Below are 12,489 nucleotides of genomic sequence, written 5' to 3' on the forward strand. Positions count from 1 at the left end.
GGGCCCGCCGCTGCGGAGCCGCGTCAGCGGAGCGGTGCGGGCACGGTCGCCGAGCGCGACCACACGACGTCGACGGTGCGACCGAGCACCCGGGTCGCGATCTCGCCGGCGAGCGCCTCGCGGAAGTGCACGGCGGCCCGCTCGTCCGAGACGACCACGTCGACCCTGAGCCCTGCGAGCTCGTCGGTCACGAGGGCGGGCCCGTCGGCGAAGCGGACGAGGTACTGGTGGTCCCTGACGGGCACGTTCTCGTAGTGGTCGCGGAGGCTCTTCTCGAGCAGGCGGACCGAGTGGATTCCGTCCTTCGGCTTCACGAGGGCGCTGAGCGAGATCATGCGTCGATGCTCCACCCCGCGGGCGGCCGGGGCGTGAACGGGACGTGACGGACGCCTGTGCGTTCGCCGCGCCTCCTCGGCGTGCCGGCCGACGAGCGCAGGAGGCGCGGGTCAGGAGGCGGGGGAGCCGCCGGCCTCGGCGACGAACTCGCCGACCGTCGTGTCGATCAGGCGCCACGCCCGGGTGAACGCGTCGTCGGCGTCGCCGGCCCGGATCGCGAGGGCCAGGTCGAGGTGGAGGCCGGCCGCCGCGGGCGTGTACCCGGTGATGGTGAAGCGGCGTTCTTCGGTGCGGGTGCGCAGCAGGGCCTCGACGGTCGTCGCGAAGTGGCCGATGACGTCGTTGCCCGAGCCGCGCAGCACCGCCGTGTGGAACGCGACGTCGGCCTCGAGGTAGGCGCGGCCGTCACCCGACTCGGCGGCGGCGACCATCGTGCGGGCGGCGTCCTCGACGGTGGACGCCTGGTCGGGTGTGGAGGCCAGGGCGCTCAGCCGGGCCGCCACCGGCTCGAGGCCGAGTCGCAGTTCGAGCAGCTCGCGCATCTGCACGAAGTACTCGGGGCTGCGCCCCCGCCACAGGATGATCTGCGGGTTCATGAGGTCCCACGAGGTGCGGGGCAGCACCTGGGTGCCGAGGCGTTGGCGGGGTTCGACCATGCCGAGGGACTGCAGCACCCGCAGGGCCTCGCGCAGCACCGATCGTGAGACGGTGAAGCGGACGGCCAGGTCGTCGAGGTTCAGGACGGAGCCCACCGCGAGCCGACCGTCGACGATCTCGGTGCCGAGGGCGTCGACCACCCGGGCGTGCAGGCCGCCTTCTCGTGACGCGGTGAGGCAGGGGATCATCGTCGACTCCTTGGGAAGAGGGTGGGGTGGTCACGGGTGGCGAGGTCGTGTCGACTGTGGCACACTCCATAAGTCTGATTAGTCACACTAATCAGATTCGCTCGTCCGACCAGACTGCCAGACATCCGTCGGGCGCCGACGAACGACAACCCCCGGGCCCCGGCCCACGACGAAGAGGTCGCAGTGACGCGTCCTCGGAAGGACGCGACGGAATGCACCTCCTCGCAGCGGCTACGGCCGCCCCCACGCCCTCGGGCACCGACGCGCAGTTGATCATCGCGGCCCTCGTGGGCATCGTCGTGATCGTCGGCCTCATCACCTGGCTGAAGGTCCATCCCTTCCTCGCGCTGCTGCTCGGCGCGGTCGGGGTCGGCATCGGCGCAGGCCTCGCGCCCGGCGACGCCGTCACGAGCTTCGGCACCGGCTTCGGCTCGACCATGACGAGCGTCGGCATCCTCATCGGCCTCGGGGCCATGTTCGGCAAGCTGCTCAGCGACTCGGGCGGAGCCGACCGCATCGTCGACACGCTCATCTCGCGCTCGTCGCAGAAGGCGCTGCCCTGGGTCATGGCCCTCATCGGCGCCTTGATCGGACTGCCGATGTTCTTCGAGGTCGGCCTCGTGCTGCTGATCCCGGTCATCGTGCTCGTCGCCCGCCGGTCGGGCCTGCCGCTCATGCGCATCGCGATCCCGGCGCTCGCCGGCCTCTCGGCCATGCACGCCCTCGTGCCGCCGCACCCCGGCCCGCTGCTCGCCGTCTCGACCGTCGGTGCCGACCTCGGCCTCACCCTCGGCCTCGGCGTGCTGGTGGCCGTCCCCACCGTGATCGTCGCCGGTCCGCTGTTCTCGAAGCTCGCCGCGAAGTGGGCGCCGGTGCCGGTGCCCGACCTCTTCGTCTCGAAGGAGGAGGACGGCGGCGAGGGGTCGGCCCGCAAGCGCCCGAGCTTCGCGAACGCCCTGGTCGGCATCCTGCTGCCCGTCGTGCTGATGCTCGCCCGCTCGATCCGCGAGGCGGCGCTGCCGACCGCGTCGGGCACCTGGGTCGACCTGCTCGAGTTCCTCGGGACGCCCATGGTCGCGCTGACCGTGGCCGTGCTGTACGCGATGGTCTTCTACGCCCGTGCCGGGGGCATGGACAAGGCCGCCGTGTCGAAGACGCTCGGCTCGTCGCTGCCCGACGTCGCGGGCATCCTGCTGATCGTCGGCGCCGGCGGCGGGTTCAAGCAGGTGCTGATCGACACCGGCATCGGCACCGTCATCGGCGACGCCGTCTCGGAGTCGGGCGTCAGCGTGCTGCTCGTCGCCTGGGTCGTCGCCGCCCTGGTGCGCGTCGCCACCGGCTCGGCCACCGTCGCCACGGTCACGGCCGCCGGCATCATGGCCCCGCTCGCCGCCGACATGTCGACCCCCGAGGCGTCGCTGCTGGTGCTCGCCATCGGAGCGGGCTCGGTGTTCCTGTCGCACGTGAACGACGCGGGCTTCTGGCTCATCAAGGAGTACCTCGGCACCACGGTCGGGCAGAACTTCAAGACCTGGAGCCTCATGGAGTGCGTCCTCAGCCTCACGGCCCTCGCCGGGGTCATGCTCGCGAGCGTGTTCATCTGATGGGCGTCCTCGAGAACGCGGACCGCGCCTCCTCGGGTGCCGCGACGGACTCAGGAGGCGCGGTGCCGGCGGGCGGGCCCTACGCCGCCGACCCCGTGCTCGTCGTCATGGGCGTGTCGGGTTCGGGCAAGTCGACGGTCGCGGCCCTGCTCGCCGAGCGGCTCGGCTGGGACTCGTACGAGGGCGACGACCTGCACCCCGACGAGAACGTCGCCAAGATGGCCGCCGGCCAGCCGCTCGACGACGACGACCGGGCGCCGTGGCTCGACACGGTGTCGTCGTGGATCGTCGAGCACGCGATGGCGGGGGTACCGGGCGTGATCACCTGTTCGGCGCTCAAGCGGACGTACCGCGACGTGCTGCGCGAGCACAACGTCGTCTTCGTCTACCTGCGCGGCAGTCGCGACCTGCTCGGCGACCGGATGGCCGCCCGCGAGGGTCATTTCATGCCGACGTCGCTGCTCGACTCGCAGGTCGCGACGCTCGAACCGCCGCAGGCCGACGAGCGACACGTCGTCGTCGACGCCGGTCGGTCGCCCGAGGACGAGGTCGACGACGTGATCCGGGCGCTGGGGCTGACGCCGGTCGGGTGACTCGACGGACCGCCGCGTTCACCGGGCGGACGCCGGGGGTTCGCCCGGCCGACACCCGCACTGCCTAGGGTCGTGGCGTGCGCCGGAGGCCGGGCGCGAGGGGCGGGGACGATGTCGAGGGCGACGCAGGCGGAGCGGCTGCGAGCGGACCCGATGCGTCCGGTGCTCGACGGCCGCGACGTGTGCCTCGACCCGCCGGCCACCGCTCAGGTCTGGCTCGGCGCGGGCGCCGGAGCCGCGGCCGGAGCCGGTGCGGGAGCCGCGGCCGGAGCCGGTGGGCGCGCCGGCGCAGACTTCAGTGAGATCGCCGTGCCCGGGGTGCGGCTCGCGCGCGGCGACGCCCTGGTCACTGTCGAGCTCGCGGTCGCCGGCGCGGACGAGGTCGCCGTGGCGTCCGGGCGAGCGGGCGTGCGGGCACCGGTCGTGCTCGGCGGCTCGGCCGTGGGGCTCGTCGTCGAGGCCGACGAGCACGCGCGGGCCCACGACGGTCGGCGGCTGCGGCCCGGCATGCGCGTCGTCTGGTCGCGCACCGTGACGTGCGGCCGGTGCGCCGCCTGCCACCGCGGACTGGGTGCGGCGTGCGCGTCGCTCGAGGCGTACGGGCGGGAGCGCACGCGGCGCAGCTGGCAGCTCTCCGGCGCGTTCGCGAGCCACGTGCACCTGCGCCGGGGCACCGCCGTGGTCGTCGTCGGCGACGACGTGCCCGCGGCCGTGCTCGCCCCGGTGGCCGGGACGACCGCGACGGCCGCCGAGCTGCTGCACCGCGCCTCCTCGGTGCTCGGGCTCTCGAGGGTGTCGTCGCTCGTCGACCAGGTCGTCGTCGTGTCGGGGGCCGACGCTGTCGGACTCGCCGCCACGGCGATGGCGACCGACCAGGGCGCCCGCGTCGTCGTCGTCGACCCGCAGGAGGCGCGGCGCGAGCGGTCGCGCGCGTTCGGCGCCGTGGCCGTGGCCGACCCCGCGGCGTCGGCCGGGCCGCACGCGCTGTCGAGGGCGCTCGCGTCCGTCGACCGGTCGGGCCGTCACCGCACGGTCGGGCTCGCGGTCGACGGAGCCGCCGGGGCCTCGGCGTTGCTCGAGCAGGTCGCCGCGGGGGGAGTCGTGGTGCTCGGGGGCGCGGCCGGCCGGGACGACGTGACCGTGGCGAGCACGCGGCTCGTCGAGGGGCTCGTCACGCTCACGGGCGTGGCCGCCGCGGGGTCCGAGCGGCTCGCGTCGGCCGTGGACTGGGCGTCCGGGGCCTGGCGGCGATGGCCGCTCGAGTCGCTCGTCGGCGAGACGTTCGCGCTGTCGCGGGTGGCCGAGGCGCTCGCCGCGGCGAGTGAGGCCGAGGCGCTGGTCGGCGTCGCGGTCGGGCCCGCACCGCGGTGACCCCGGTCCGTGCCGTCGACCTCGTTCCCTCGTGGTCGACGGCACACGAGGGGCGCGGCGCGCGACGCGCGACGCGCGTCACGGGGCGGTCAGGAGGGGCGGCGCAGCCGGTAGAGGACGTGCGGCCGCAGCTCGTGGCCGGGCGGCAGCACCGGGTGCTCGAAGTCGTCGGCCGGGTCGTGCGTCATGCCGAGGCGGCGCATCACGCGCCGGGAGGGTTCGTTCGTCGCCGCCGTGAAGCTGATCAGGGCGGGCAGGTCGGCCCCGGACGCGTCGAACGCGAAGCGGACGACCTCGCGCGCGGCCTCGGTGGCGAAGCCCTGGCCCCACGCCTCGCGAGCGAGCCGCCAGCCGATCTCGACCTGCTGGTCGAGCACGGGGTCGAACGACGGGCGCGAGAGCCCGACGAAGCCCACGAACGCCGCCGTGTCGCGACGCTCGACGGCCCAGAGCCCGAACCCGTCCGTCTCGATCGCGGCGTCGAGCCGGTCGACCATCGCGTCGCTCTCGGCGCGGGTGCGCGTCGACGGGAAGTGCCGCATCACCTCGGGGTCGGCGTTGAGGGCCGCGAACGGCTCGCGGTCGGAGTCAGGCCACCGGCGCAGCAGCAGGCGGTCCGTGGTGAGCACCCCGCGACGCTAGCAGCCCGCGGGCGCCGCGGCGGGGGCGACGGTGGTGGTGAGCCCTGGCCACGACGAACCCCGTGTCGAACCATGAACCCGGAAGACACGGGGTGCATCGTTCGAAACGGGGTTCATCGGCGTGGCGCTGCCGGGCGGATCAGCCCCGGTCGCGCGGGCGACGCAGCCGCAGGGCCACCCCGAGCGCCATGATCAGGAACGCCGCGACGGCGATGCCGATCCACTCGCCCGAGCCGGTCCAGGCGAGTCCGGCCGGCGAGGCGACGACGGTGCCACCCGAGCCGCTGCCCGAGCCCGAGCCGCCACCGGGCGTCCCGGCACCGGGGGTGCCGCTGCCCGGCGTGCCCGCACCCGGCGTGCCCGCACCCGGCGTGCCGTCACCCGGCGTGCCGCCCCCGGGGGTCCCGGGGTCGCCGGGCTCTGCCGCGGCGAGCACGGTCAACGTGGCCCGGGCGATCTGCCCCGACCCCTCGAGCTCGACGACGTGCGCCCCGGACTCGAGGTCGGCCGGCACGACGAACCGCAGCACGCCGACCCCGGCCGCCGTGGCGTCCGTGCCGCCGATCGACTGCGGCTCCGAGAACACCGTGCCCGCCAGGGGCTCGCCGCCCACGAAGCCCGTGGCCGTGATCGACACCGTGTCGCCCGGTCGGGCGGTCGCGGGGTCGAGCGTGCCCGGCACGACGGCCTTCGTCGGCTCGACGACGCCGAGCTCGATGCCGAGCACCGTCGCGAAGCGGGCGAGGGCCACGTCGGGCAGCCCGCGTTGCAGGGCGTTCTCGGCGTCGGCCGTCAGGGCGGCCGACCCGTCGACCGCGGTGCCGTCGACCATCGCCGACTGCGCGAGGTCGCGGGCGATCGACACGAGGTCGTCGGCCGTGGCCATCGTGCCGAGGTCGGTGCCGCCGAACGGCGCCACCGCCGCGAGCAGGAGGCGCAGGGCCGTGGCCGCGTCGGTCACCGTGCCGTCGGCGTCCCAGACGTCGGCGTCGAGCACGTCCTGCACCGCCTCGCGGGCCGCGCCCTCGGGCAGGGAGGCGACCAGCGCCTCCAGACGCTCGCGCGCCCCGTCGGTGCGCAGACCCCAGCCGTACGGGTAGAGCGGTTCGTAGTCGGCGTCGCCGACGTTGATCGGCACCTGGTCGGCGCTCGCCGCCCAGGTCACGGGCAGGCGCCCGGTGAAGGGCCGGTCGCCGAACAGCACGTCGGCGACGCCGGCGCCCTCGGAGCCCGGCAGCGACGACGCGACGACCGCGTCGGCCACGTCCACGACGTCGCCGAGCAACTGCGGACGGCCCGAGACGACGAGCACGACGCACGAGGCGGTCGCCGCGCACACCGTGTCGACGATGCGCTGGTCGGACGCCGTCAGCGACAGGCTCGAGCCGTTGTTGGGCACGTCGCCCTGGCCCTCGGCGTACGGACGCTCGCCGACCACGACGACCCCGGTCTGACCGGCGCCGATCGGTGCGGACGCGTCGGGGCTCAGCGTGACCGACGCACCGGGCGCGACCTCGCGGATGCCCTCGGCGATGCTCGTCCCGGTCGTCGTGTCGCCCGAACCGCCCTGCCAGCTGATCGTCCAGCCGCCCATCTGGCGGCCGAGGTCGTCCGCGGTGGAGCCGGCGACGTACAGGTCGGCGTCCGCGGCCAACGGCAGCGCGCCTCCCGCGTTCTTCAGCAGCACCTGCGACTCGCCCGCGGCCTGACGTGCCACGGCACGGTTCTCGGCCGAGCCGACCCCGTCGACGTTGGTGCGGTCGGCGAACGGCTGCTCGAAGAGGTTCAGGTCGAACTTCTGGGTGAGGATGCGCCGCACGGCGTCGTCGACGCGCGACTCGGCGACGTCGCCCGAGCCCACGGCCGCCACGATCGCGTCGATGAACGCGCCGTAGTTGTAGGGCGCCATGGCCATGTCGAGCCCGGCGTTCACCGAACGGACGGCCTTGTCGGCGTAGCTGCCACCCGGCAGCTTGTCGATGCCCTCCCAGTCGCTGATGAGGAACCCCTTGAAGCCCAGGTCGCCCTTCAACAGGCCGGTGTTGAGCGCGGCGTTCTCGTGCATGCGCACCGGACCGTCGCCCAGGTCGACCGCCGAGTACGACGGCATGATGGTGCCCACGCCCGCCTGGAGCGCCGGCAGGTACGGGTCGACGTGCAGCCGGGTGAAGTCCTCGAGCGAGTCGGCGTTCGTGACGCCCTGGTCGATCGGGTACGCCCCCGTGCCGGCCACCGACTCGTCGTAGCTCGTGCCGCCGTCACCCGCCCAGTGCTTGGCGGTGGCGAGCACCTCGTCGGCTCCGCCGATGTCGGTCGGGTCGTCGCCCTGCAGGCCGATCACCGACGGGGCGGCGAAGGTGCGCACCAGGTCGGGGTCCTCGCCGAACGACTCGTAGCTGCGGCCCCAGCGCTCGTCGCGCGAGACGCAGAGGCACGGGGCGAAGGTCCACGGCACGCCGGTCGCGCGCACCTCGGTCGCCGTCACGCGGGCGATCTCCTCGACGAGGGCCGGGTCGCGGGTCGCCCCGAGGCCGGTGTTGTGCGGGAAGATCGTCGCCCCCACCACGTTGCTGTGGCCGTGCACGGCGTCGACGCCGTAGACCATCGGAATCTGCAGGCGGGTCGACAGGGCCTCACGCTGGTACGCGTCGACCATGTCGGCCCAGGCGACCGCGGTGTTGCCCTCGGGCACCGAACCGCCACCGCTCAACAGCGAGCCGAGCGCACGGCCGCTGATGTCCTGCGGCGACGACAGGCCGAGCCGCTCGGCCTGCGCCATCTGGCCCACCTTCTCGTCGAGCGTCATGCGCCCGAGCAGGTCGGCCACGCGGTCGGCCGTCGGCAGCGAGGCGTCGAGGTAGGGCAGGTCGTGCGCACCGATCACGACGCGCGGGCCGTCGCCGACCTTCGCCGTGGTCGACGCCAGCGACACCGAGAACTCCTTCGACTCGGCGGCCCCCGAGGAGGCGCGGGTCGACACGGTCACGGGCTCTGCCGTCCCCGAGGCGGTCCCCGCCGCGAAGGTCACCGTGCCGGACGCGGCGTCGTAGTCGGTGCCCTCGACGGCCGTGCCGTCGGCGGTCGTCCAGTCGACCGACACGTCGGACGCGAGCGGCTCGTCGCCCGCCGTCGTCACGGTCAACGGGATCTCGACCGAGCCGCCGGCGTCGACCAGGTAGACGTCCTGCGACGGGTCGACCGTGACGGACGCAGCGCTCGCCGGGGTGCCGTAGAGCTGCGTGTCGTCTATCGCGTAGCCGACCGGGGCGGGGGTGCCCGGGGTGAAGGTGAACGAGTACCCGAACGCGCTCGTCAGGTCGAGCGTGCCGTTCGTCGTCGCGGCGTCGCCCGGCTGGTAGCCCGACGGGGTGAACGACGAGAAGGGCAGTTCGACGAGCTTCCAGCGGCTGGTGCTGCTGCCCCAGTTGTCCTTGAAGGTCGTCGCCCAGAGCTCGCTCGTCTCGGCGGTGCTGCCGCCGGCCGGGTTGCCGTCCTTCACCTCGACCTTGATGTCGGCACCCGCGGTCGGCGAGGCCGGGTTGTTGGACTGCGACGCGTACCACCAGAACCGCAGGCCCTGGTAGCTCGACCAGTCCTGGCTGTCGGCCAGGTTGTGGCTGAGGCCGCCGTAGCCGCCGGCGGGGATCGAGGAGTCGCCGCTCAGCACGTGGTTGTCGGCACGGCCGTCGCGCTCCTGCACGGTGACGTCGCGGCTGATCGTGGGCTCGAGCGGGGCGGGGGAGCCCCAGGTGAAGAAGCCGACCGGGTCGGTCGTCGTGCCGAGCGGCACGTCGCCCTCGAAGTCCTCTATCGTCGTCGCGCGCTCGTAGAGGGCGACGTCGTCGAACTGCCACGAGCCCGCGCCGAGTCCGGTCAGGGTGACGGCGAAGCCGGTCGAGGCCGAGGGGTCGAAGCGCAGGTCGCTCGACGGCTGGCCCTTCTGCCGCAGGTCGGCGAACAGCACGCTGACCTGCTTCCAGTCGGCGCTGTCGTCGACGACGGTCTGCTCGAACAGGGCCGCGTTGCCGTTCTTCAGCTCGTAGTGCAGGGGCAGGCCCGAGGCGGTGCCGCGGAACCAGAACGAGAAGCCGTCGGCGTCGCTCCAGTCGGTGGCGGGGGTGTCGTGCGAGAAGCCGAACCAGCTCTCGGCGGTGGTCGGGCCGGCGACGGTGGCACGCAGGGCCTGGCCGCCCGTCGCTCCCTCGCGCTGCGCCTCCACGGTGTCGAGGACGGGGGTGACCTCGGGGCTCTGGCCCCAGCCGAAGTAGCCGGCGGGCACGCCGCCCTCGAAGTCGTCGAGCACGGTCGTCGCGCCGGCGTTGGGCAAGGTGCCCGTCGGGGTGAGCGACACGGTGAGCGTGGCGCGGCTGCCGACGACGGTCGGGTCGCTGGGCTCGGACGCGGTCAGCTCGATCGTCTTGCGCGGGCTGAGCGCCCCGGTCGACGTCGTCGCGAGGTCGACGGAGGCGCTGGTCGCGCCGGGCGCGAAGGTCACGGTCTCGTCGAGGGCCGCGTAGTCGGTGCCCGCGGTCGCCGTGCCGCCGGTGGAGCGCACGCGCACGGTGACCGGCTCGTCGCTCGGCCCGGTGAGGCTGAGGCCCGCGGTCAGGGTCTGACCGGCCGCGACGGTGGCGGTGGAGCGGTCGAAGGTGACCGAGCGCGTCTGCGCCTCGCCGAAGACCTGCAGGCCGAAGGCCGAGTAGCCGTAGTAGTGCGGGCGGGCCGGGTCCCAGGTGGCGGCCGACCGCTCCAGCATGCTCACGCGCACGTAGCGGGCGTCGGTCGGGGTCGTGAGGGCGACGTCGTCGCGCCCGCCGTCGCTCGCGACGGTCTGCGCCGTGGTCCAGCTCTCGGCCAGGGTCGGGTCGCCCGACGTGACGTCGACGGTGTAGTCGGTGGCGTACGAGGTCTCCCAGTCGAGGCCGATCGCGTCGACGCGGGCGGTGCCGCCGAGGTCGACGATCACCGACGCGGTGAACTCGACGTCGTCGTCGGGGCCGTTGCCGCTGGCCCAGCGCGTGGCCGGGTCGCCGTCGATCAGGGCGTCGGCGGGGAACGTGCCGTCCTGGTCGGCCTGACTCGCCGACGCGGTGACCGTGCCGAAGCGGGCGAGGTCGACGGGGGCGGCCTGGGCGGCGATCGCGGGCAGGCCGCTCAGCACCAGGGCCGCGGCGGCGGTCGCGGCGGCGAGGGCGAGGCCTCGGCGCGGGCGTCGGGCGGATCGGACGCCGGCGGTGGTCGATCTCGGGGTGCGGGCAGGGGCAGCGGACACGATTACTCCCTTGTAATCACGGCTGTCTCACGACAGAGCTGGAGCCACCCCCGAACGAGGGCGGCTCACGTCTGGCTCATCGTAGGGTCACAGGCGACTCAGGGCAATGGGCGAGGCAAGGGCTTGACACGGCACGGCACGGGTCGTCAGACCGGTGTGAGCCGCCAGCGCACCGCGTTTCGTGCACGGCACCTCGTCTAGACCGGGTGCGGTGCACGAAACGCGGTGCGGTGCTGCTCGCCCCGTCCCGTCCCGTCCGGTCCCGCGCCGTGCGGCTGGGCGGGCCGATCGGCGCCACGACACCGCGTTTCGTGCGCGGCACCTCGTCTAGACCGGGTGCGGTGCACGAAACGCGGTGCGGTGCTGCTCGCTCAGGAGGCGCGGGTGCGGTCGCGCAGGCCGACGAACGACACCAGCGCGCTCACCCCGAGCAGCACGGCGACGACGATCACGACGCGATGGAACCCGCCCACCGTGAGCGCGCCTCCGGCGATGACGCCGAGGAACGCGACCGCGACCAGTCCGGCCACCCGCGAGATGGCGTTGTTGACGGCCGACGCGATGCCCGACTGCCCCGGCGGGATCTGCGACAGCACCGTCGAGGTCAGCGGTGCGACGGTCACCGACAGGCCGAAGCCGAACAGGACGACGCCGGGCACGATCTGCCACCAGACGTCGATCGGGTCACGGACGAGCAGCATCCAGACGAAGCCGCTCGCGGTGATCAGCGGCCCGATCGTCATGAAGAGGCGGGGCCCGTGGGTGGCGGCGAGCGTGCCGAACAGGGTCGAGAAGGCCAGCGACACGATCGTCGTCGGCAGGGTGACGAGCCCGGCCAGGGTGGCCGGCAGCCCGGCCAGCTCTTGCACGACGAGCGGGATGGTCAGGGTGCCGAGGCTGAGGGCGGCGTAGATGCCGACGGTGGCCAGGTTGCCCACCGTGAAGGTGCGGGTGCGGAACAGGCTGAGCGGCATCATCGGGGCGGGCGTGCGGCCCTCCCACCAGACGAAGGCGGCGAGCGCGGCGAGACCGACGACGAGCGGCACGACGACGAACCACGCGCCGAACCCGACGCGCTGCCCCTCGATGAGCGCGAAGACGGGTCCCGCCAGGCCCACGGCGGCGAGCACGGCGCCGACGACGTCGACCCGCGGGGGAGCGCCCTCGGCACCCCGGTGCGCGTCGCCCGGCAGCCGGGTCATGAGCACGAGCGTGAGGACGACGGGCACGACGACGACGGCGAACACCCACCGCCAGCCGAGGGTGTCGACGAGGGCGCCTCCGGTCAGCGGGCCGATCAAGAACGCGACGCCGGTCCAGGCGGTCCAGCTGCCGATGGCCTTGCCCTGTGCCGGGCCGGTGAACGTCGAAGTGATCAGGGCGAGGCTGCTCGGCACGAGCAGGGCCGCGGTGACGCCCTGCAGGGCTCGGGCGGCGATCAGCAGGCCCGGGTCGGGGGCGAGGGCGGCGAGCACGCTCGTCACGGCGAAACCGACCAGCCCCGCGCGCAGCACGCGCACCCGCCCGAACGTGTCGCTCAGCGAGCCGGCCACGAGCATGAGCGAGCCCAGCGTCAAGAGGTAGGCGTCGACGACCCACTGCTGCAGGGCGAGGCCGGCACCACCGTCGCCGGCCGCGCCACCGGCCGCTGCGCCACCGGCCGCCGTGCCGCCGCCGAGCTCGCGGGCGATGGCGGGCAGCGCCACCGTGACGATCGACCCGTCGAGGAACGCCACGAACGAGGCGAGCACGGCGACCACGAGCACGACCCGTCGGCCGCGCAGGGTCGCGGCGTCGGTCGGGGCCGGGGGAGGTGTGCTCATGCTG

The 12,489-nt window shown here is 74.1% G+C and carries 8 protein-coding genes; 3 read left to right on the forward strand and 5 right to left on the reverse strand.

Going from position 1 to position 12,489, the window contains the following annotated elements; all coding sequences use genetic code 11:
• Positions 1 to 23: 23 nt before the first annotated feature.
• Both ITJ55_RS11715 and ITJ55_RS11720 read right to left on the reverse strand, forming a co-directional pair.
• Entirely contained in the window at positions 24 to 335 is a 312-nt protein-coding gene (locus ITJ55_RS11715; RefSeq protein WP_194595470.1) for a hypothetical protein, read from the reverse strand.
• A 111-nt stretch (positions 336 to 446) separates the two neighbouring features.
• Positions 447 to 1,181, reverse strand: a complete 735-nt coding sequence (locus ITJ55_RS11720; protein ID WP_194595471.1) for a FadR/GntR family transcriptional regulator — start codon at positions 1,179 to 1,181, stop codon at positions 447 to 449.
• Positions 1,182 to 1,393: 212 nt separating this feature from the next.
• Between ITJ55_RS11720 and ITJ55_RS11725 the strand changes: the two genes are divergently transcribed.
• The 3 genes from ITJ55_RS11725 to ITJ55_RS11735 all read left to right on the forward strand — a co-directional run bounded on the left by ITJ55_RS11725 (position 1,394) and on the right by ITJ55_RS11735 (position 4,749).
• Entirely contained in the window at positions 1,394 to 2,785 is a 1,392-nt protein-coding gene (locus ITJ55_RS11725; protein ID WP_194595472.1) for a GntP family permease, read from the forward strand.
• On the forward strand, positions 2,785 to 3,378 hold the full coding sequence (locus tag ITJ55_RS11730; RefSeq protein WP_194595473.1) for a gluconokinase: 594 nt from the start codon (positions 2,785 to 2,787) through the stop codon (positions 3,376 to 3,378). The genes ITJ55_RS11725 and ITJ55_RS11730 overlap by 1 nt, the downstream gene beginning before the upstream one ends.
• A gap of 111 nt (positions 3,379 to 3,489) precedes the next feature.
• The gene (locus tag ITJ55_RS11735; protein ID WP_194595474.1) at positions 3,490 to 4,749 is read left to right on the forward strand and encodes an alcohol dehydrogenase catalytic domain-containing protein; all 1,260 of its coding nucleotides are present in this window, start codon (positions 3,490 to 3,492) and stop codon (positions 4,747 to 4,749) included.
• 89 nt (positions 4,750 to 4,838) lie between these two features.
• Here ITJ55_RS11735 and ITJ55_RS11740 read toward each other — a convergent pair whose 3' ends face one another.
• From ITJ55_RS11740 to ITJ55_RS11750, 3 genes are all read right to left on the reverse strand, one after another.
• Positions 4,839 to 5,378, reverse strand: a complete 540-nt coding sequence (locus tag ITJ55_RS11740; protein WP_370544140.1) for a GNAT family N-acetyltransferase — start codon at positions 5,376 to 5,378, stop codon at positions 4,839 to 4,841.
• Positions 5,379 to 5,529: 151 nt separating this feature from the next.
• Positions 5,530 to 10,662, reverse strand: coding sequence for a glycoside hydrolase family 3 N-terminal domain-containing protein (locus ITJ55_RS11745; protein ID WP_194595475.1), 5,133 nt, complete (start codon positions 10,660 to 10,662; stop codon positions 5,530 to 5,532).
• Positions 10,663 to 11,033: 371 nt separating this feature from the next.
• The gene (locus tag ITJ55_RS11750; RefSeq protein WP_194595476.1) at positions 11,034 to 12,485 is read right to left on the reverse strand and encodes an MFS transporter; all 1,452 of its coding nucleotides are present in this window, start codon (positions 12,483 to 12,485) and stop codon (positions 11,034 to 11,036) included.
• Positions 12,486 to 12,489: the final 4 nt, after the last annotated feature.

The organism is Frigoribacterium sp. VKM Ac-1396, assembly GCF_015350895.1.
Lineage (GTDB): Bacteria > Actinomycetota > Actinomycetes > Actinomycetales > Microbacteriaceae > Frigoribacterium.

Coding starts and splice junctions, on each gene's coding strand:
- ITJ55_RS11715 (WP_194595470.1), bottom strand. CDS start 335: ATGATCTCGCTCAGCGCCCTCGTGAAGCCGAAGGACGGAATCCACTCG.
- ITJ55_RS11720 (WP_194595471.1), bottom strand. CDS start 1,181: ATGATCCCCTGCCTCACCGCGTCACGAGAAGGCGGCCTGCACGCCCGG.
- ITJ55_RS11725 (WP_194595472.1), top strand. CDS start 1,394: ATGCACCTCCTCGCAGCGGCTACGGCCGCCCCCACGCCCTCGGGCACC.
- ITJ55_RS11730 (WP_194595473.1), top strand. CDS start 2,785: ATGGGCGTCCTCGAGAACGCGGACCGCGCCTCCTCGGGTGCCGCGACG.
- ITJ55_RS11735 (WP_194595474.1), top strand. CDS start 3,490: ATGTCGAGGGCGACGCAGGCGGAGCGGCTGCGAGCGGACCCGATGCGT.
- ITJ55_RS11750 (WP_194595476.1), bottom strand. CDS start 12,485: ATGAGCACACCTCCCCCGGCCCCGACCGACGCCGCGACCCTGCGCGGC.